Annotated in this window: 16 protein-coding genes; 7 read left to right on the top strand and 9 right to left on the bottom strand. The window is 65.8% G+C overall.

Annotated elements, in window-relative coordinates:
* Nucleotide 1 precedes the first annotated feature (1 nt).
* The 3 genes from ACXAD2_RS09375 to secA all read right to left on the bottom strand — a co-directional run bounded on the left by ACXAD2_RS09375 (nt 2) and on the right by secA (nt 5,456).
* Nucleotides 2-1,576, bottom strand: a complete 1,575-nt coding sequence (locus ACXAD2_RS09375; RefSeq protein ID WP_475169296.1) for a phosphate ABC transporter substrate-binding/OmpA family protein — start codon at nt 1,574-1,576, stop codon at nt 2-4.
* 22 nt (nt 1,577-1,598) lie between these two features.
* Nucleotides 1,599-2,558, bottom strand: coding sequence for a translocase (locus ACXAD2_RS09370; protein ID WP_475169294.1), 960 nt, complete (start codon nt 2,556-2,558; stop codon nt 1,599-1,601).
* A 177-nt stretch (nt 2,559-2,735) separates the two neighbouring features.
* Entirely contained in the window at nt 2,736-5,456 is a 2,721-nt protein-coding gene (gene secA, locus ACXAD2_RS09365; protein WP_475169292.1) for a preprotein translocase subunit SecA, read from the bottom strand.
* A gap of 184 nt (nt 5,457-5,640) precedes the next feature.
* Between secA and ACXAD2_RS09360 the strand changes: the two genes are divergently transcribed.
* From ACXAD2_RS09360 to ACXAD2_RS09345, 4 genes are all read left to right on the top strand, one after another.
* Complete coding sequence (locus tag ACXAD2_RS09360) at nt 5,641-6,504, top strand: peptidylprolyl isomerase (protein ID WP_066104233.1); 864 nt, start codon at nt 5,641-5,643, stop codon at nt 6,502-6,504.
* Entirely contained in the window at nt 6,505-7,734 is a 1,230-nt protein-coding gene (gene argJ, locus ACXAD2_RS09355; protein WP_475169290.1) for a bifunctional glutamate N-acetyltransferase/amino-acid acetyltransferase ArgJ, read from the top strand.
* 89 nt (nt 7,735-7,823) lie between these two features.
* Entirely contained in the window at nt 7,824-8,225 is a 402-nt protein-coding gene (mutT, locus tag ACXAD2_RS09350; protein ID WP_475169287.1) for an 8-oxo-dGTP diphosphatase MutT, read from the top strand.
* A 159-nt stretch (nt 8,226-8,384) separates the two neighbouring features.
* Nucleotides 8,385-8,507: a hypothetical protein gene (locus ACXAD2_RS09345; protein WP_475169286.1), complete on the top strand. Its 123-nt coding sequence runs from the start codon at nt 8,385-8,387 to the stop codon at nt 8,505-8,507.
* Between the two features lie 263 nt (nt 8,508-8,770).
* Here ACXAD2_RS09345 and infB read toward each other — a convergent pair whose 3' ends face one another.
* The 4 genes from infB to rimP are packed head-to-tail and all read right to left on the bottom strand — an operon-like array spanning nt 8,771 to nt 14,176.
* Entirely contained in the window at nt 8,771-11,284 is a 2,514-nt protein-coding gene (gene infB / locus ACXAD2_RS09340; protein WP_066104241.1) for a translation initiation factor IF-2, read from the bottom strand.
* Between the two features lie 10 nt (nt 11,285-11,294).
* A complete protein-coding gene (locus ACXAD2_RS09335) occupies nt 11,295-11,948 on the bottom strand; it encodes an RNA-binding protein (RefSeq protein ID WP_066104244.1) in 654 nt (217 codons plus the stop codon).
* A 7-nt stretch (nt 11,949-11,955) separates the two neighbouring features.
* On the bottom strand, nt 11,956-13,587 hold the full coding sequence (gene nusA / locus ACXAD2_RS09330) for a transcription termination factor NusA (RefSeq protein WP_066104247.1): 1,632 nt from the start codon (nt 13,585-13,587) through the stop codon (nt 11,956-11,958).
* Nucleotides 13,588-13,591: 4 nt separating this feature from the next.
* The gene (rimP, locus tag ACXAD2_RS09325) at nt 13,592-14,176 is read right to left on the bottom strand and encodes a ribosome maturation factor RimP (RefSeq protein WP_475169282.1); all 585 of its coding nucleotides are present in this window, start codon (nt 14,174-14,176) and stop codon (nt 13,592-13,594) included.
* A gap of 340 nt (nt 14,177-14,516) precedes the next feature.
* On the opposite strand from rimP, the gene ACXAD2_RS09320 reads away from it, so the two are divergent.
* A complete protein-coding gene (locus ACXAD2_RS09320) occupies nt 14,517-15,473 on the top strand; it encodes a zinc-binding metallopeptidase family protein (RefSeq protein ID WP_475169279.1) in 957 nt (318 codons plus the stop codon).
* 9 nt (nt 15,474-15,482) lie between these two features.
* On the opposite strand, the gene ACXAD2_RS09315 is transcribed toward ACXAD2_RS09320, so the two are convergent.
* Both ACXAD2_RS09315 and ACXAD2_RS09310 read right to left on the bottom strand, forming a co-directional pair.
* Nucleotides 15,483-17,339, bottom strand: coding sequence for an FUSC family protein (locus ACXAD2_RS09315; RefSeq protein ID WP_475169277.1), 1,857 nt, complete (start codon nt 17,337-17,339; stop codon nt 15,483-15,485).
* Complete coding sequence (locus ACXAD2_RS09310) at nt 17,336-17,809, bottom strand: MarR family winged helix-turn-helix transcriptional regulator (protein ID WP_475169276.1); 474 nt, start codon at nt 17,807-17,809, stop codon at nt 17,336-17,338. Before ACXAD2_RS09310 ends, ACXAD2_RS09315 begins: the two co-directional genes overlap by 4 nt.
* A gap of 180 nt (nt 17,810-17,989) precedes the next feature.
* Here ACXAD2_RS09310 and ACXAD2_RS09305 point away from each other — a divergent pair, with 180 nt between their 5' ends.
* Together ACXAD2_RS09305 and ACXAD2_RS09300 are read left to right on the top strand one after the other, a co-directional pair.
* Nucleotides 17,990-19,711: a tetratricopeptide repeat protein gene (locus tag ACXAD2_RS09305; protein ID WP_475169274.1), complete on the top strand. Its 1,722-nt coding sequence runs from the start codon at nt 17,990-17,992 to the stop codon at nt 19,709-19,711.
* Nucleotides 19,698-20,582 carry a 4-(cytidine 5'-diphospho)-2-C-methyl-D-erythritol kinase gene (locus ACXAD2_RS09300; RefSeq protein WP_475169271.1) on the top strand — a complete coding sequence of 295 codons (885 nt, stop codon included), beginning with the start codon at nt 19,698-19,700 and terminating at the stop codon, nt 20,580-20,582. The genes ACXAD2_RS09305 and ACXAD2_RS09300 overlap by 14 nt, the downstream gene beginning before the upstream one ends.
* Nucleotides 20,583-20,590 lie beyond the last annotated feature (8 nt).

The following is a 20,590-nucleotide window of genomic DNA, read 5'->3' as shown; positions in this document are numbered from 1 at the left end:
CTCAGCGGAGCCAAACCTCGACGCGGCGGTTCACCTGACGGCCCCAGACCGTCTCGTCGCAGGCCATGGGCATGGCCTCGCCGAAGGCATCGGTCTCCAGCGTGATGCCCGCAAGGTCCGTGGCCTCTGCCGCCGAACGCACCGCATCGCGCACCGAAGCTGCGCGCTCCGCCGCGATCTCGAGGTTTCCGGCGGCGGGTCCCTGACCATCCGAGAAGCCGACGAACACCAGCGTGCGCCCGTCGTAGTCGCCCAGTTCCAGCGCGCGGGCCAGTTGCTGCACGTTGGAGCGCGACTGCGCGTCGAGGCGCGCGGAATTGGGCTCGAAGCGGAAGGAGGTGGTCAGCCGCCGCATCGGCGCCAGTGTGGTAACCAGCCGTTTCAGCTCGCCCAGCCCGTCTTCGCCCTCGGCCACCTGTACCGCATTTGCGAGCCGGTCGCCCTGCGCGTCGAGCGGCAGTTCCTCGGGGGCCTGATCGACAAAACCGGCGCGGCGGATGACGATCTGCGCCGGGGCCGAGCGGGTGAACTCCAGAAACTCGCGGGCCAGCTTTGGCAACCGCCGCGCGGGCAGGTAGACGAAGACCGGCATGGTCAGCGGGTAGTCTTCGGTCTTGATCGCCTGCCGTGTGCCGCGCAGATGAAAACCGCAGCTGCCGGTGAGCACCAAGGGTCGGGCGTTGCCAACCTCGGCGGCGCTGATGAACCCGAGGCCGAGCGGATCGCCGGTGACCGCCTCGGCAAGCTCGGGGGCGGTGGCGTGACGTTTGGTTTCGGCGCTGCGCAGGCTGAGGGAGGGGGGCTGCAAAAGCCGGTCCTCGAGCGCCTGCACCAGTCCCGAGCCTTCGGGCGGCAGATGCAGCACGATCGGCGCATCCGGTCCGCCAAGCGCCTGCCAATTGTCGATCTCGCCCGACAGGACATGCGCCAGATCGGGCAGGGTCACTGCGCCCACGGGATTGTCTGGCGCGACCACCGGGATCAGCGCATCCAGCGCCAGCACGCGGCTGCGGTTGGGCTCGCTGAGGTCGCCGAGACCGGCGGCGCGCGCAAGCTCCTGCTCTGCCGGGCGAATGGCGCGCAGGGCGATGGCGATGTCCGCCTCATCGGCCAGCAGATCGGCAAAGCCCTCGTCGGTGCTGGATGGGGCGACGTCGAAGCGTCCGATCACCCGTTCGGGATCGCTGAGGGTGAAGCGGGTGCCGCCCTCGGTCAATGTGCTGTGCGTGACGGTGTAATCGTTGCGCTGCACAAAGCTCTCGATCAGCGCAGGCATCAGCAGATCGCCCATGGTCGCCGCGCCCGAGATGCGCATCTCGGCGACGAAATCGGTGAGGGAGGGGCAGCCGACGCCTTCGCAGAGCACGCCAGAGCTGTCGACGGTGAGCTCGCCATAGCGGCTGTCGATGCGATAGAACTCTCCATCAAAGCCAAGCATGGTGCCGCTCAGCTCGATACCGCCATCGCGCGAGCGCAGGGTGACGTCCTGCGCAGCAGCCGCGGTGCCCAGACCCGAGGCGAGCAGGGCGCCCGGAATGAAAAGTGCGGCGATGATCGCCGCACGGACCTGTCTCATCTGGGCCTCTTGACCGCTCGTTCTACTTTGCGGCGATCTTCAGGTCTTCGAGCAGGTTTTTCAACACCAGAAAGTCGCCTGTGGTGCTGCAATCGGGGATCGCGAGCGTAAGATCGCGCGCCCGCAGCTTGTCGCCGAGGCGGCGCTCCAGCGTCTGCGCTTCGATCTGCTGGCCGCAGTTGGCCCCGGTGATCTCGGCCTCGATGGTCAGCGCCACGGCGCCTGCCTTCTTCGCGGCGGCGGCGGGGAATGTGTAAACCTCGGCGATCAGCGGGTCGGGGCTTTCGGCGTCCCCGAGGCGGGTCATAAAGCCGCCTTCGCCCTGCGCGGTGCGGGTCAGATCGCCCGCGGCGGCGGCCCAGATATGGCCCTGATCTTCATCGCGGGCGCCGAACTCATTGGCATGCAGCATCAGGCCGCTGTCACCGCGCCACTGCAGCACCACCCGATCATAGAAGGGCAGGGCGGGAACCTCGGCGATCGCCGTCTGGCCATCGCCATTGGCGAAAGAGGCAATGAAAAGCGCATGTTCCGCCAGAGCCGGAACCTTCACCCGCAGCGTCCCGTCGGGTTGGGTCACCTCGGTGAACATCAGCCCGTTGTGGTGGATGGTGACACGCTCGGAGGCGTAGCAGGGCGCATCGATATCCAAGGCGACGATGGCACCAGCGCCAGTGCGCGCGCTCATCGTCACGCTGCAATCGGCCGCTTCCAGAGAGGTCTCTTCGGGCAGGCTCGGCGTGCCGAGGGCGGGCTCTGTCACCGCGGCGGCAAGATGCAGCTGTGCGGGGGGCAGGGCGGCTTCGGCGGCGCGGTCGGCGGGCAGCCGGAGCGGCGCAGCCGAAGAGGTGTCTTCGATCTGCGCGATCTGCAGGGCGGCGGGCTTTGGGCTGCGCGCATCATGCTGCTGCATGGCAAAGCCGATGCTCAGCGCCGCGCCAATGGTCACTGCCGCAAGTCTGTAGGTTTTCATCCGTCCCATTGCGAACTCCCCCGTCACTCTGAACCGCGGCCAGAGACTCGGCCGCTCGAACTGATCTGGGAAACAGTCTGTCTTCGAAAAGAGGCGCTGATTGGGCGAAGCCGCGGAGTCATCGGGGCGGGCCCGCGACATATCGCGCGGACCCGCCCCGTTGTTACGTCAGCCGATCTGACCGGTTCAGAGGCTGCCGTGGCAGTGCTTGAACTTCTTGCCCGAGCCGCAGGGGCAGGGGTCGTTGCGGCTCGGGTTGCCCCAAGTCGCCGGGTCGGTCTCGTCGAAACCATCGACCAGCGGCTCATGCGCTTCGGGCGTGGCGGCATTCTCGCTCGGACCCACGGCCTTAGCCTGCTCGGCGATCTGCTGCTGCTGGGCCTGCTGCGCGGCCATCTGCTGCAGCATCTGCTTTTGCTCGTCCTCGGTCATCGGGCGGACGCGGCCAAGCTGTTCGGTCACGCGCTCGCGCAGCAACTCGAGCATCGACTCGAACAGCTGGAAGGCCTCGGTCTTGTACTCGTTGAGCGGGTCGCGCTGCGCATAGCCGCGGAAGCCCACGACCGAGCGCAGGTGCTCCAGCGTCAGAAGGTGCTCGCGCCATTTGGTGTCGATGGTCTGCAGCAGCACCTGCTTTTCGATCTGGCGCATGGTGTCGGGGCCGAAGGCTTCGGCCTTTTCGGCCATCTGCTTGTCGGTGGCCTCTTCGATACGCTCGCGGATGGTTTCGGCGTCGACGCCCTCTTCCTCGCCCCAAGCGATGACCGGCAGGTCGATGCCCAGCTTTTCGATACAGGCGGCATAGAGGCCCTGCATGTCCCACTGGTCGGCATAGGCCTTGGCGGGGGCATAGGTCTCGACCAGCTCGTCGATCACCTCGTGGCGCATGTCCTCGGCGATTTCCGAGAGGTCCTGCGCTTCCATGATCTCCAGACGCTGCGCAAAGATCACCTTACGCTGGTCGTTCATCACGTCGTCGAATTTCAGCAGCTGCTTACGAATGTCGAAGTTGCGGCCCTCGACCTTCGCCTGCGCGCGTTCCAGCGACTTGTTCACCCACGGGTGGATGATCGCCTCGCCTTCTTTCATGCCCAGCTTCGAGAGCACCTTGTCGAGCCGTTCGGAGCCGAAGATGCGCATCAGGTCGTCTTCGAGCGACAGGTAGAACGAGCTGCGGCCCGGGTCCCCCTGACGGCCGGAACGGCCGCGCAGCTGGTTGTCGATGCGGCGGCTTTCGTGGCGCTCGGTGGCCAGAACGAAAAGACCGCCAGCTTCCTTCACCTCGGCCTCGGCCTTGGCGTGCTCGGTCTCGAGCCGCTGGCGGATGTCCTCGGGGTCGGCTTCGGGATCGGCGGCGATGGCCTCCATCACCTGAAACTCGAAGTTGCCGCCAAGTTTGATGTCGGTGCCGCGGCCGGCCATGTTGGTCGCAATGGTGATCGCGCCCAGCTTGCCCGCGTCGGCGACGATCTGCGCTTCCTGCTCGTGCTGGCGGGCGTTGAGCACATTGTGCTTCAGCCCGGCCTGCGTCAGCAGCTGCGAGAGCATCTCGGATTTCTCGATCGAGGTGGTGCCGACGAGGACCGGCTGGCCCTTCTCATGCGCCGCTTTGATCTCTTCGGTGATCGCGGCGTATTTCTCGCCAGCGGTGCGATAGACTTTGTCGTCGTCATCGATCCGCGCGATCGGGCGGTTGGTCGGCACTTCGACCACGCCGAGCTTGTAGATCTCGGCAAATTCCTCGGCCTCGGTCAGCGCGGTGCCGGTCATGCCCGACAGCTTGCCATAGAGGCGGAAGTAGTTCTGGAAAGTCACGCTGGCGAGGGTGACGTTCTCGGGCTGGATCTGGCAGCCCTCCTTCGCCTCGATCGCCTGATGCAGACCGTCCGACAGACGGCGGCCCGCCATCATGCGGCCAGTGAATTCGTCGATCAGCACCACCTGCCCGTCGCGGACGATATAGTCCTTGTCGCGGGTGTAGAGCTTATGTGCGCGCAGGCCCTGATTGACGTGGTGCACCACCGTGGTGCTTTCCGGGTCATAGAGCGTCTGGCCCTCGGGCAGGATGCCGCGGCGGTGCAGCATATCCTCGAGCGCCTCGTTGCCTTCATCGGTGAAGGTGACGTTGCGTGTCTTTTCGTCGAGCGTATAGGCGTCGGCGGGCAGTTCGGGGATCAGCCGGTCGATGGCCACATAAAGATCCGAACGGTCCTGGCTCGGGCCGGAGATGATCAGCGGCGTGCGGGCCTCGTCGATGAGGATCGAGTCCACCTCGTCGACCACAGCAAAGCCATGGCCACGCTGCATCATCTGGTCCAGCTCGGACTTCATGTTGTCGCGCAGGTAGTCGAAGCCCAGCTCGTTGTTGGTGGCGTAGGTGATGTCGCAGGCATAGGCCTGTTTCTTTTCGGCCTCGGGCTGCTGCGGGTAGACCACGCCGGTGGTCATGCCGAGCGCGGCAAAGACCTTCGACATCCACTCGGCGTCGCGGCGGGCGAGGTAATCGTTCACCGTCACCACGTGCACGCTCTTGCCCGAGAGGGCGTTGAGATAGGAGGGGAAGGTGGCTACGAGCGTCTTGCCCTCGCCGGTCTTCATCTCGGAGATGTTACCTTGATGCAGGAAAACACCGCCCATCAGCTGCACATCGAAGGCGCGCAGACCAAGCGCCCGCTTGGCTGCCTCGCGGCAGTTGGCGAAGGCTTCGGGCAGCAGTTTGTCGAGGCTTTCACCCCCGGCGACCCGCTTGCGGAACTCTTCGGTCTTGGCGATCAGACCGGCGTCGTCCAGAGCCTCGAACTCGGGTTCCAGCGCGTTTATTTCTGCGATCAGCGGTCGGGTGGCCTTGATCTTGCGGTCGTTCGGGGTGCCGAACACCTTCCGCGCGAGTTTTCCCATTCCGAGCATGTGGCCTGCCTGTCCTGTCTGACAAAGTCGTGTTCTGCGTGAGGCATCCGCTTGCCCGCCTCGCACTCAACCCATATGACACAGGGGAACGACCGGCCTTGCAGAGCCTTCAGGCGATGTAAGCGGCAGGTTGGTAAGTGTCAACGCCGCCCGGTGGCGGGCGGCCAACAGGAAGGACGCCTAGATGCCCAAAACCCTCACCAAACTGGGCGCGGCTGCGCTGGCCCTCACGTTCGCGCTGCCGCTTCACGCGCAGGAGCAGACCGAGGCGCCGAGTGCCGAGACCGTCGTTGCCACGGTGAATGGCCAGGACATCACGCTGGGCGAGATGCTGATCATCCGCGCCAGCCTGCCCGACCAGTATCAGCAGCTTGGCGATGACGTGCTCTGGAGCGGCATTCTCGACCAGCTCGTGCAGCAAGAAGTGCTGGCGCAGGACGAGAAGGCGGTCGAGACCAACCGCGTGAAGCTGTCGATGGCCACCGAGCACCGCACGCTGATGGCCGCCGAAACCGTCTCTGCCGTGGCCGAGGCTGCGGTGACCGACGAGGCGATCCAAGCCGCTTACGATGCGCAATACGCCGATGCCGATCAGGGGCAGGAATTCAACGCGTCGCACATCCTGGTGGAGTCCGAGGACGAAGCGAAAGCGATCATCGAAGAGCTGCAGGGCGGCGCCGATTTCGCCGAGGTGGCGAAAGAGAAGTCGACCGGCCCGTCGGGCCCGAATGGCGGCGAGCTGGGCTGGTTCAGCGCCGGCATGATGGTCGAGCCGTTCCAGGCCGCCGTCGAGAAGATGGAGCCCGGCGCGATCACCGAGGCGCCGGTGCAGACCCAGTTCGGCTGGCACGTGATCAAGCTCAACGAGACCCGCGCCAAGGAAGCGCCGGCGCTCGACGAGGTGCGCGACCAGATCGCTCAGCAGGTGCAGCAGGAGGCGGTGAAAGCCTATATGGACGACGCTATTGCTGGCGCCGAGATCACCCGCACCGAGGCTGGCGAGATCGACCCCTCGGTTCTGTCCAACTTCGAGCTGCTGGAGAAGTAAGTGGCCAAGACCCTCGCCGTTTCCCCGCTGGCCCCTGCGGCCTTTCCTGAACTGCCGGTGATCGACGGGGTGCGTTTCGCCTCCGTCGCCGCGGGGGTGCGCTACGCGGGGCGCACCGACGTCATGCTCGCCCAGCTTGATGCGGGCAGCACCATGGCGGGGGTCTTCACCCGCTCGGCCACAAGGTCCGCCCCCGTGCTGGACTGTCAGGCGAAGATCGGCGCGGCCTCGGATGAGGGCGCGGCGATCATCGTGAACTCGGGCAACTCCAACGCCTTCACCGGCAAGAACGGCATCGAGAGCACCCGCGCGGTGACCTCGGCTGTGGCGGCCGCGACCGGCCTGCCGGAGACCCGCGTGTTCTCGTCGTCCACCGGCGTCATCGGCGAGCCGCTGCCGCATGAGCGCATCACCGCCAAGGTCGATGAGCTTGTGGCCGCGCTCGATGCGGATGGCATCTCTGGCGCCGCCAAGGCGATCATGACCACCGACACCTTCCCGAAGGGCAAAGCCGTCACGGTCAGCCTGCCGGGCGGCGAGGTGAAGATCGCCGGCATCGCCAAAGGTTCGGGCATGATCGCGCCCGACATGGCGACGATGCTGGTCTATGTCTTCACCGACGCGAAAGTGCCGCAACCGCTGCTGCAGACACTGGTCAGCCAGATCAACGACCGCAGCTTTAACTGCATCACCGTCGACAGCGATACCTCGACCTCCGACACGCTGCTCATGGGCGCCACCGGCGCTTCGGGCGTCGAGGTGACCGAGGCCGACACCGCCTTTGCCGAGGCGCTCGAGGAGGTCTTCCTCGATCTCGCGCATCAGGTGGTGAAGGACGGCGAGGGCGCGACGAAATTCGTCACGGTGCAGGTCACCGGCGCACAAAGCGACGCGGATGCGCGCACCCACGCCATGGCCATCGCCAACTCGCCGCTGGTCAAGACCGCCATCGCCGGCGAGGATCCCAACTGGGGCCGCATCGTCATGGCGATCGGCAAATCCGGCGCTGCCGCTGACCGCGACCTTCTGACCATCCGCTTCGGCGACGTGCTGGTGGCCGAGAAAGGCTGGGTCTCGCCCGATTACCGCGAGGAAGACGGCGCGCGGCTGATGAAAGAGCCCGAGATCACCATCTCGGTCGATCTCGGCCTCGGGCAGGGCACGTCCACCGTGTGGACTTGTGACCTGACCCACGGCTACATCAGCATCAACGCCGACTACCGCTCGTGAGCGGTTGCCTCTTCGTCTAGAGGCAAATATCCCGGGGAGTGCGAGGGGCTGGCCCCTCGCTTTTCCGTTCCTGCCGAAAGCGCCCGCCCATGAAGAAGATCGTCCTCGTCTCCGCCGTTGCCCTGATCGACGTAGAGGGCCGCGTGCTGCTGGCACAGCGCCCCGAGGGCAAGTCCATGGCCGGTCTGTGGGAGTTTCCCGGCGGCAAGGTCGAGGCTGGGGAGACGCCCGAGGCGGCGCTTATCCGCGAGTTGCACGAAGAGCTCGGCATCGAGACATGGGACAGCTGCCTTGCGCCACTGACTTTTGCCTCGCACGCCTATGACGATTTCCATCTGCTGATGCCGCTTTTCGCCTGCCGCAAATGGCAGGGTGTGCCGCAGGCGCGCGAAGGGCAGGTGCTGAAATGGGCGCGGGCAAAAGACCTGTCGGCCTATCCGATGCCGCCCGCGGATATCCCGCTGATCCCGATTCTGCGCGATCTGCTATAAGCAAGGGGTTTTTCGGGTTTCGGCCTGATTGACCATAAATTCAGCGCAAAAAAGTGCGGAATTGCCTACTAATGAAACAGAATTGTGCAACTTAAGTGTAGTTTTGTTGTCGGTCATGCGCTAAAAACGTCTTCGCAAGGTTTTAGTTGAGGACACAACATGTTGCGCACCATCATTATGGGTAGCTGCATTTCGGTCCAGGGCTTTCTTGAGAAGACTTTTCCCGATGGGCGCATCATGGTGCGTGTCGGGCAGCAGCTCTTCACCGGGCGCCCGGTCTGATTTACACGCCCCCTAGAAGTCAACGATATGCGAGTCGCCCCAAAAGGGCGGCTCGCATTTTTTGTGGCTGACGGGTCCGGGTTTCTGCCGTCGGCTTTTGCCGCGCAGGTGCGGAGATCTTTTGCCGCCAGCGTTTCCTTCACCCAGGCCCCGCTTTTCCCGGCGACAGGCCACCAGACATGAAAAAAGCCGGCGATGGAGCATCGCCGGCTTTTTGGTCTGTAGTGCCCCAGAAGCGCCCCGGAGTGGGGGCAGGGGAGGGGTCAGAGCTTGCGCTCGACCTCCTCGCGCTCGAAGATCTCGATGACATCCTGCGGGCGGATATCGTCGTAGTTCTCGAAGGCCATGCCGCATTCCTGACCGGACTGCACCTCGGGGACCTCGTCCTTGAAGCGCTTGAGGGTCTTCAGCGTGCCTTCGTGGATCACCACGTTGTCGCGCAGCAGGCGAACGCCCGCGGAGCGGCGTGCAACGCCTTCGGTGACCAGACAGCCTGCAACCTTGCCGACGTTCGAAACCTTGAAGACTTCTTTGATCTCGGCGTAGCCGATGAAGTGCTCGCGGATTTCGTTCGACAGCAGGCCCGAAGCCGCGGCTTTTACGTCGTCGACCAGATCGTAGATCACCGAGTAGTACCGGATCTCCACACCCTTCTGGTTAGCGCCGTTGCGGGCCGGAGCGTTGGCACGAACGTTGAAGCCGATGACCGGGCAGCCCGACGCTTCGGCGAGGCCGATGTCGGTTTCGGTGATCGCGCCCACACCCGAGTGGATGACGCGCACGCGCACCTCGTCGTTGCCGACCTTCTCGAGCGCCTGAACGATCGCTTCGGCAGAGCCTTGCACGTCCGCTTTGACAATGACCGGAAGCTCCGAGACGTTCTCGTCGTCCTTGGCCTTCTGCATGAGCTGCTCGAGGGTCGTTGCGGCACCGGCTGCGGCGCGCTTGTCCTTGGTGACCTGAGCACGGTACTCGGCGATCTCGCGGGCCTGCGCCTCGGTCTCGGTGACGTTGAGAACGTCGCCTGCCTCGGGCGTGCCATTGAGACCCAGCACCTCGACGGGAACCGACGGACCGGCTTCCTTGACGCGCTCGCCCTTGTCGTTGATCAGCGCACGGACCTTACCGTACTGCTCGCCCACGACGAAGACGTCACCTTGCTTGAGCGTGCCGTTCTGCACCAGAACGGTCGCGACCGGGCCACGGCCCACGTCGAGCTTGGCTTCGATCACCGCACCTTCGGCCGCCCGGTTCGGGTTGGCCTTCAGTTCGAGAATCTCGGCCTGCAGCGCGATGGCTTCGAGCAGTTCGTCGAGGCCCTTGCCGCTCTTGGCGGAGACTTCCACGTCCTGCACATCGCCCGACATCTCTTCGACAACAACTTCATGCTGCAGAAGATCGGTGCGCACCTTGGTCGGGTTCGCCTCGGGCTTGTCGACCTTGTTGATCGCCACGATCATCGGCACGCCAGCCGCTTTCGCGTGGCTGATCGCTTCGACGGTCTGCGGCATCACCGCGTCGTCCGCCGCAACCACCAGCACCACGATGTCCGTCACCTGAGCACCACGCGAGCGCATGGAGGTGAAGGCTGCGTGGCCCGGGGTGTCGAGGAACGACAGGACCGCGCCGCTGTCGGTGGTCACCTGATAGGCGCCGATGTGCTGCGTGATGCCGCCAGCTTCGCCGGAGGTCACATTGGCCTTGCGGATCGCGTCGAGCAGCGAGGTCTTGCCGTGGTCGACGTGGCCCATGATCGTGATGACCGGCGGACGACCCTGCAGGTCTTCCGGCTTGTCTTCTTCGATCTTGATCACGTCTTCGACGTCGGCATCGGACACGCGGGTCACGCGGTGGCCGAATTCCTCGATGATCAGTTCCGCGGTGTCGGCGTCGATCGACTGGTTCTGAGTCGCCATGATGCCGCTTTGCATCAGCGATTTCACCACGTCGGCGACGCGCTCTGCCATACGGTTTGCCAGCTCCGCGACGGTGATCGCCTCGGGCAGCTGAACGTCGCGCACGACCTTCTCACGCTGCTGGCTGCCACCCATCGCCTTCTGACGCGCGCGCTCTTGCTTGCGCTTCATCGCGGCCATGGATTTCTGCCGGCCACCTTCGCCGCCCAGAGCTTGGTTCAGCGTCAGCTTGCCGGAGCGGCGCGCGCCATCGTCGCGGCCACGGGCCGAACGGCCACGCTCTTCGCGCTCGCGGTCGGCCTTGCGCTGCGGCTGTGCCGCCGGCTTCGCGGCCGGAGCACCAGCTGCGCGGGCGGGAGCGGCGCTCTCGTCCTTGGCAGCGGCCTTTTTCGGCGCGGCGTCGGCTTTCTTGGCTGCTTCCGCAGCCTCGGCGGCCTCGCGGGCCTTACGCGCTTCTTCCTCGGCTTTCGCCTTGGCCCGCTCTTCGGCTTCGCGCTGCTCGCGCTCTTTTTGTTCTTTCTCGGCGCGCAGGCGCTCACGCTCTTCGGCGCGAGCCTTTTCCTCGGCCTCGCGCTGTGCAGCCTCCTCGGCTTCACGCGCCTTGGCGGCCTGCAGCGCGCGCAGCCGGCGTTCCATCTCCGCTTCGGTGATGCCCGCCGGGCGCTTGCCCGATCCGCCATGCGATCCGCCGCCCGAACCCTTTGCACCGCCAGCGGCGCCCGCTTTCGGGACCACGACGCGTTTACGCTTGGTCTCTACCACGACGTTTTTCGTGCGCCCGTGGCTGAAGCTCTGCTTCACGTTCCCCGAACGGGAGCCGCCGCGCAAACCCAAAGTCTTCTTGCCGTCGTTATCGCTCATTAAGATTCTCTTATCCTTTCCGGCGGCCCTTGCCGCCCGCGGCAGCCCCTGCTGCCGGTCTCGCGTCCGCCGATGCGACGCGCAGGCCCTTCAATCGTTGGGCCTCCTCTACAACACGTTTGGTGAGTCCACCAGCGCCAAGCGCGGCATGTATCACCTTTTCACGTCCGAAGGCCAGCCCCAGCTCATCCGCGGTGAGCCAGCCGATGTAGTTCCCCCCGTAGGGAGTACTGAGTTTGGTCTTGCCGCGGGCGCTTCCGTCCTCGGCCTGGATCAGCACGCGGGCTTCTTCCTTACCCAGCCAATCCTTTACCTTTTCGTAGCCAGCGACCGCACCGCCGCCCTTGCGGGCGAGGCTGATGAGATCGACCACACGACGCGCCAGCATCCCCTCGACGAGGTTGGCCAGATCGTCGGGCACCGTCACCGGTGCCTTGGCGGCGCGGGCAAAGAGACCTTTGCCCGCCGCTTTTTCCAGTGCCTTGCGATCGGACGAGACCCAGATGCCCCGACCCGGCAGCTTGCCGGCGATATCGGGAACCACTTGGTTCTCGGGTCCGACCACGAAGCGGATCAGCCCGGTCTTCGGCTCTACATCGCCCGTGGCTATGCAGCGCCGCTCGGGCCCGTCCGCCCTGTCCTTATCCCGGCCTCCGCGAGTCATCTGTGGCTCAGGCCTCCGATTCTTCGGCAGCGTCGTCGTCACCTTCGAGCTCATCGCCCTCGGCGCTATCGGCCACCAGTTCCTCGGGGTCGACCCAGCCCAGCATGACGCGGGCGGTCATGATCAGGTTCTGTGCCTCATCAAGATCGACATTGAATTTCTCGAGCAGGCCATCGTCCTTCTGGCGCTCGCCGTCGACCGTGGTCCAGCCACCGGCAAGTTCCCAGTCAGCGCAGGTGGCGAAATCTTCGAGCGACTTGATGCCGTCTTCCGCCAGTGCCTCTACCATTTGGGGAGTGAGGCCCTCGAATTCAATAAGGCTGTCCTCGACACCCAGCTCACGCGCCTTCTCGAGCGCCTTGCGGGCCTGTTCCTCGAGGAATTCGCGGGCACGGGTCTGCAGCTCTTCGGCGGTGCCTTCGTCGACGCCGTCGATGACCAGCAGTTCGTCAAGCTCGACGTAGGCCACTTCTTCGAGGTTGGTGAAGCCTTCGGCAACCAGCAGCTGAGCAAAGAACTCGTCGACGTCCAGCGTGTCCATGAACAGCTTGGTGCGCTCTTCGAACTCGGCCTGACGGCGCTTGCTCTCTTCTTCCTCGGTCATGATGTCGATGTCGAGACCGGTGAGCTGCGAGGCCAGACGCACGTTCTGACCGCGGCGGCCAATGGCCAGCGACAGCTGCTCGTCGGGCACGACAACCTCGATGCGCTCGGCATCTTCGTCCAGAACCACTTTCGACACTTCGGCCGGCTGCAGCGCGTTGACGAGGAAGGTCGGCATGTCCTCGTTCCACGGGATGATGTCGATCTTTTCGCCCTGCAGTTCGTTCACGACGGCCTGCACACGGCTGCCGCGCATGCCGACGCAGGCACCCACGGGGTCGATCGAGCCATCGTAGGAGATCACGCCGATCTTGGCGCGCGAGCCGGGGTCACGGGCCACGGCCTTGATCTCGATGATGCCGTCGTAGATTTCCGGCACTTCCATCTTGAACAGCTCGGCCATGAATTCCGGCGCGGTGCGCGACAGGAAGATCTGCGGGCCGCGGGCCTCGCGGCGCACGTCCTTGACGTAGCAGCGGATGCGGTCGCCGGGGCGATAGCTTTCGCGGCCGATCTTCTCGTTGCGGCGCAGGATCGCTTCGCCACGGCCGATGTCGACGATGACGTTGCCGTATTCCTCGCGCTTGACCTGACCGTTGATGATCGTGCCCTGACGGTCCTTGAACTCTTCGTACTGGCGGTCACGCTCGGCTTCGCGGACTTTCTGCAGGATCACCTGCTTGGCGCTCTGCGCAGCGATCCGGCCAAGGTCCACCGGCGGCACTTCTTCGACGTACTGATCGCCCACCTTGGGGTCGGCCATGTACTGCTTGGCCTGCTGGACGGTCATCTCGGCCTGATAGTTTTCGAGGAGGTCATCCTCGACCACGGTGCGCACGCGGGTGAAGCTGGCGCGACCGGTCTTGCGGTCGATCTTCACGCGGATGTCCATCTCCGAGCCGTAGCGGCTCTTGGCGGCGCGGGCGAGGCTCTCTTCCATCGCTTCGATCACCAGCGAGGGGTCGATCATCTTCTCGCGGGCGACGGCCTCGGCGGTCTGCAGAAGCTCGAGCTGGTTGGCAGAGGTGATTGCCATGGTCTTAGTCCTCCTGAGCGGCCGCGTCGTCGGCCTCGATGTCGTCGAATTTGGTTTCGTCCACTTCCTGCGCCTTGCGGGCGCGGAGCATGTCTCGGATCAGCTCGTCGGTGAGCACCAGCTTGGCGTCCGACAGCCAGTCGAATTGCAGGCCGATGGTCTGCTCTTCGTCGCCGTCCTCGATGTTGAGCAGCACTTCGCTGCCCTCCACCCCGGTCAGAACCCCGCGCCAGCGCTTGCGGCCGTCGATCAGTTCCGAGGTTTCGAGTTTCACCTCATAGCCCTCGAAGGTCTCGAAGTCCTTGAGGCGGGTGAGCGGGCGGTCGATGCCGGGCGAGGAGACCTCGAGCGTGTAGGCATCGATGATCGGATCCTCGACGTCCAGCACGGCCGAGACCGCAGTGGAGATGTCGGCACATTCATCTACCTCGATGCCGCCCTCGGGCCGTTCGGCCATGATCTGCAGCGTCGAGGTCTTGCCGCCCATAAGGCGGATTTGCACAAGCTCGAACCCCATGTCTTCGATGACGGGGCCGACGATCTCGGCGAGGCGCTTATCGAGCGATGATTTGGCGATGAGGTCGGTCATTCTTCCAACTCCTTCGGAAACAAAAATACGGGCGCGCGGCCCGTCGGTGTTTCCCGGTGGAGCTTCGGTGCCAGGACCGACGCGCCGCTGTTGAAGCGCCATATACGTGTCTGCAGCGGATTTCGCAAGGGTGATTCCTTTGCGAAGGGGGCGCGGCGGTTTGATCCCTGCCCGGCGCATGGCCCGCGCCACTATCGAAACCCCGGCGTCATCACGCCGTTACGCAAAGCCCTTCCCATGCGCTGCTCTTTGCCGCTTCACTGGCACGCGCAATGGCGCGGCGGAACCCGCCGGGGCTCAGCGCCGTTTCCGCTGCGTATTCCGCCCATGAGGAACTTTCATGCAAGTCTTCCGCTGCCCCGCCTGCTCCAGCCCGGTCTATTTCCACAATCTCGCCTGCGGCTGCGGGCAGGAGGTCAGTTTCGATCCCGACGCTCAGACCATGGTCGCGGGGGCGGCGCATTGCGCCAATCGCGATGACATCGCCTGCAACTGGGTGGCCGAAGAGGGCGGGCTCTGCCGCTCCTGCGCGATGACCGAAACCGTGCCCGACCTGCGCGCCGAACAGAACCTGCCGCTGTGGGAAGCCAGTGAATACGCCAAGCGCCGGATGCTCGCCGAGCTTGGCCGCTGGGGCTGGTTCACCTCGAACGACGCGGGCGCGCGCCCGGTGTTTCGCATGCTCTCGGAAGAGACACTTCATGGCGAGGAAGATGTGATCATGGGCCATGCCGACGGGCTGATCACGATCAACGTCACCGAGGCGAGCGATCCGGTTCTGGCCGAGCGGCAGGAACAGTTTGACGAGCTTTACCGCACCATGCTGGGCCATATGCGTCACGAGATGGCGCATTTCCTGTTCCTGCGGCTGGCCGGAGAGCCGGGGTTCCTCGACAGTTTCCGCCCGCTCTTTGGCGACGAGCGCGAGGATTACGGCGCTGCGCTGCAGCGGCACTATGATGCGCCCGCCGACCCCGGCGAGACTCACATCACCCATTACGCCACGGCGCATCCGCATGAGGATTGGGCCGAGACGCTGGCGCATCTGCAGCATCTGGTTTCGATGCTCGACAGTGGCGTGGCCAGCGGGCTGCGGCTGCCCGGGATGCCGGGCGAAGGCTATGATCCTTATCTAGAGGCGGACACCGATGCGCTGATCACCCAAGCGGTGAACCTGTCGATCGCGGTGAACCATGTGAACCGGGCGCTCGATCTGCCCGATCTCTACCCCTTCGTGCTGACCCAGCCGGTGCGCGAGAAGATGGCCTTCGCGCACCGCTGGCTGCGGCGCCTCTAAAGCAGAGGCCTAGCTGCCCAGCAGCCCGGCGCTGCGCGCGGCGTGGCGGAAGATCTCGGCGTCCTGTCCCGCTGCGCGGCGCGCAAGGCGGCTGAGCGCTCCTTCGGCGCGCGCCGGGGTCTGCTCGAGCCGTTTCAGCCGGGCCAGCGCGGCGCAGAGCGCACGGCGCTCGGTTGCCGGTGTGTCGGGCGCAGCGAGTATCTCCTGTGCGCGCATCGCCGCATGGCCGAGATCGAGCAGCGCCAGCCCTGTGTCCAGCGCATCGCGCTGCGCCCGCGCCGAGCGTTCCGTGAGCCGGAAGAGGCGCAGCATCCGGTGATAGAGCCGCGCGCGCCACACGTCCCGGTGCTGGGGTGCTGCCGGGTCTGCGGCCAGCGCGGCCACATCGTGCAGCATCATCCGCGCCAGCGTCGCCTGCTTGCGGCGTAGGGTCGGCGGATAGATGGTGCGATAGGCGGCCAGCGCGGCGAGCGGCGCGGCGACCACCGCCAGCCCCATCATCACCGAGGTGCCGAAGCTGCCGGTCAGCGGCAGGGCGGGATGCAGCAGAAGCAACATCACCATATTGTAGTCGAAGCTGACCTTCATGCCGCGGTCATGCCCGCCCAAGACGCCGCCCAGCACGATGAACGGCAGCATCATCGCCACCATCTGCCATTCGGCGCTCGCATGCGGCCAGACCAGCCAGCGTATGGCGATCGCCATTGCCGCGCCCATGAACTGGCCCAGAAACACGAAGGGCAGCATGGCGATGGGGTTCTCGAAGGTGGTGAAGATCGAGATCATGATCGACATGCCGAGCAGCAGGAAGGCCCCGGCGGCAAAGCCGGTGATCTGCCATAGCGCGCCAAAGAGCAGCAGCGCGCCGGTGGCGCGGATCGCCGCCTCGCGGGCCCCGATCCAGTCGCGGTGCAGCACCATGGGCAGGGCGCTTTCGGGCGCGGGCGCGCTGCGGTTCTCGGGGGCACGCCAGCGGGCCAATGCATTGACGAGCGGGCGCAGATTCTCTTCCAGACCGGGCAGGGCGGCGGCGCGCTCCAGCGCCTCCAGCGCGGTTGCGCCATCGTCCGCGCGCAAGGCGGCAGCGGCCTCGGTCAGCGCAAGGCGGGCGGCCTCGGGCACCGCATCTACGTCGCGGCCACGCCGCCAGAGCAGAACGGCCAGCGCCGTCGAAAGCAGATTGCGCGTGGCCCGCGTTTCGCGGTGCGAGCGCAGCGAGCCTGCGGCGTGCGGGTCGAGCGCCTCTTCTGCGCCCGCCATGGCCGAGATCAGCCCGCGGGCCGCTTCGGCATCCTGTTCCGGCGCGGCGATCTGCTCGCAGAGATCGGCCAGCAGCGCCCGGATGCGGCCGCGCAAGGCCTTGCCGTCGGCGGCGGGGGCGAACAGCCAGCCCACCAGCAATGCGGCGACCACGCCCACAAGCACCGTCGCCATGCGGTCGGCCCCAAGTGCCAGCACGTTTTCCGGGTGTCCCACGTCAAGCAGCGAGACCATCGCCGCCGTGTATCCGGCCAGCACGGTGCCATAGGCCACGAACCCGCGCGCAAGATTGGCCAGCCCGGTGCAGAGACCGACCCAGAGCGCGAGGCCGATCACCAGCAATGCCGGATGCACCAGCATGGCAAAGATCAGCCCGATACCGGCAATCGTGCCCACCACGGTGCCCGCAAAGCGGAAAAGGCCCTTCTCAAGCAATTGCCCGCGGACCGGCTGCGAGGCAGCCCAGACGGTCATCCCGGCCCATTGCGGATGTTCCAGCCCCAGCAGCCACGCGATGATCAGTGCGAGGCAGGCGGCAAAGGCGGTGCGCAGGGCGAAGGTGAGCCGGTCCTTGTTGAAGCCAAGGGTCTGAATGGCGGCGGTCATGCGGTTTCCTCGCGGTCGGTCTTGTCGGTCAGCATCGTCTCGGCGCGGGCGGTGATGCGGGCGAAGCTGCCGAGCATGCTGGCGAGTTCGTCTTCGCCGATGCCGGACAGCAGGTCGTGCTCGGCCTGCAGCAGCATGGCGCGGATCCTGCTCAGCTCGCTGCGGCCATCCTCGGTGAGGTGAATGCGCCGCGCGCGCCGGTCGTTCGGGTCGACGCGGCGTTCGATGAAGCCGCGCTCCACCAGCAGGTCGAGCAGACGCACGAGTGTGGAGGTATCAAGGCTGATCCGCGCCGCAAGCTCGCGCTGGCTGATGCCGTCGCCGCCTTCGGCAAGGTGAATGAGCGGGCGCCATGTGGCGTCGGTCAACCCGGCTTCGGCCAGCCGCATGTCGACGACGCGATGCCAGCGCCGTGCCAGCGAGACGAAGGCGAACCCGAAACGGTCGCGGGGGGCGGAATACTGTGTCATGAAGATCGATGTAGATAAAAATGATTTGTAGTGCAAACTAAATGCCGCGCCGCAGAGTGGCGCAGATTGCCGCAGGGTCATCAGCAAGCTGCCGCGCTCCCCTTTGCGTGAACGGTGCACGGATTGCGCCGCTTTGCCCTGCGGGCTAATCTTTGTGGCAACCAATCAACAGGAGGCGGCATGTCGGGCAAGGCAATCGGGACACTTCGCGGCACGGTCATGGCACTGGCGCTGATGGCGGCGGGCGCGGCTTCGGCCGAAAGCCTGTCGGGCGATTACCTTGCGGCGCGGCAGGCCAGCTTTGCCGGAGATTTCAAGGCGGCGGCGCGCTACTACGGCGAGGCGGTCAAGCATGACCCCGAGAATGCCGATCTGCTCGAACGCGCGGCTCTGGCCAATATCGGGCTGGGCGACTTCAACAGCGCCGAGGCGCTGGCCGAGCGACTGACCGCGCAGGGCCATGACAGTCAGGTCGGCCATCTGGCCGAAGTCGCGGTGCTGGCGCATGAGGAAAACTACGCCGAACTGCTGTCGCGGGTGGAAGAAGGCCGCTCGGCGGGACCGCTGGTCGACGGGCTGATCAAGGCTTGGGCCGAACTGGGCCGCGGCGATGTGACCGCTGCGCTGTCTGGCTTTGACGATGTGGGGAAAGAGCGGGGCCTCGCGGGCTTTGCCGCCTATCACAAGGCGATGGCGTTGGCGTCGGTCGGGGATTTCGAAGGCGCGGAGGCGATCTTTGCCGAGCCCGGCTCGGGCGGCATGCAGATGACCCGGCGCGGGCTGATGGCGCGGCTCGAGATCCTGTCGCAGATCGACCGGCAGGAGGATGCGGTTTCGTTGATCGACGACGCGCTGGGCAAGCAGCTTGATCCCGGCATGGCCGACCTGCGCGCCAAGCTCGAAGCGGGTGAGACGCTGCCGTTTGACGTGATCACCTCGGCGCGCGACGGGATTGCCGAAGTCTTCTTTACCATCGCCAGCGCCCTCGCGAACGAAAGCGCCGAAGATTACACGCTGCTGCACGTGCGCGTCGCCGAATATCTGCGCCCCGACCATGTGGGCGCGCTGCTGATGGCGGGCGATCTGCTGGAGCAGATGGGCCAATACGAGCTGGCTGCCGCAACCTACCGCCGCGTGCCGCGGGATGACGCCTCTTTCCATGTCGCCGAGCTTGGCCGCTCCGACGCGCTGCGCGCCGAGGGCAAGCTTGATGCGGCGGTCGAAGTGCTGGAGCAACTGGCCGACACCCATGGCAATATGCCTGCGGTGCAATCGGCGCTGGGCGACCTGATGCGCCAGCTGGAGCGCTACGACGAGGCGATTGCCGCCTATGACCGCGCCCTCGACACGTTCGACGAGCCCGATCCGGCGCAGTGGTTTCTCTATTATGCGCGCGGCATCTGCAAAGAGCGGGACGGTGATTGGGAAGCGGCGGAGAAGGATTTCCGCGCCGCGCTTGAGTTCGTGCCGAACCAGCCGCAGGTGCTGAACTACCTCGGCTACTCCATGGTCGAGCATCACGTGAACCTCGACGAAGCGCTGGAGATGATCGAGCGCGCGGTCGATGCCGAACCGCAGAGCGGCTACATCGTCGACAGCCTCGGCTGGGCGCTTTACCGGCTGGGACGCTACGACGAGGCGGTCGGCCATATGGAGCGCGCCGCCGAACTGATGGCGGTGGACCCGGTGGTCAATGATCACTTGGGCGATGTCTACTGGGCCGTCGGTCGCAAGGTCGAGGCGCGGTTCCAGTGGCAGCGCGCACTGTCCTTTGTGGGCTGGGAAGACGCTTCGGACGATGTCGATCCCGAACGCATCCGCCGCAAGCTCGAGGTCGGTCTCGACGCGGTTCTTGCGGATGAGGGCAAGCCGCCGCTGAAGGTGGCGCATGACGTGGACTGACGTCTTCGCTCCGGCGAAGATCAATCTGACCCTGCACATCACCGGCCAGCGCGACGACGGGTATCACCTGCTCGACTCGCTGGTCGTTTTCGCGCCCGTGGGCGATGCGCTGCGCGTTGCGCCTGCCGAGGATCTGAGCCTGCGCGTCGAGGGGCCGGAGGCCGCGGGCATTCCGGCCAACGGCGACAACCTTGCGCTGCGCGCCGCCGCCATGGTCGGCGAAGGGCAGGGGGCCGAGATCGTGCTGGAGAAGGTGCTGCCGGTGGCGTCAGGCATCGGTGGTGGTTCGGCGGATGCCGCCGCTGCCGCCCGCGCCGTGCTGGCTGAATTAGGCCCGCTGGATGATGATGTGATGACCCGCGCCGAGGGGGCACTGCTGGCGCTGGGGGCGGATGTGCCCATGTGCCTTGCGTCTCGTCCTGTCCGCGTCCGCGGCATCGGCGAGGGGCTGGAGCCGGTCACGCTGCCGCCGCTGCCCGCGGTTCTGGTGAACCCGCGCGTGCCGGTCTCGACACCGCAGATCTTCCGCAGCCTGACCTCGCGCGACAACCCACCGATGCCCGAACGCCTGCCGGAGTTTGCCGGGGCGGAGGGGCTGATCGACTGGCTCAGGGGGATGCGCAACGACATGGAGCCCGCGGCCCGCGCTCTGGAGCCGGTGATCGGCACGGTGCTGTCGGACCTGGAGGCTCTGCCGGGCTGCCGGCTCGCGCGCATGTCGGGCTCGGGCGCGACGTGTTTTGGCCTCTTTGCCAGCATGGCCGAGGCGGGTGCCGCCGCAGAGGCGCTGCGCGCGGCGCGTCCGGAGTGGTGGGTCGCCGAAGGTCTTTTGGGAGATCAGCAGGCGCGGGCGATGCCGCGCCGGGGCTGAGGATCGAA

Source organism: Salipiger sp. ABN3_019 (assembly GCF_056158605.1).
This window is presented reverse-complemented; position numbering and strand designations above follow the sequence as displayed.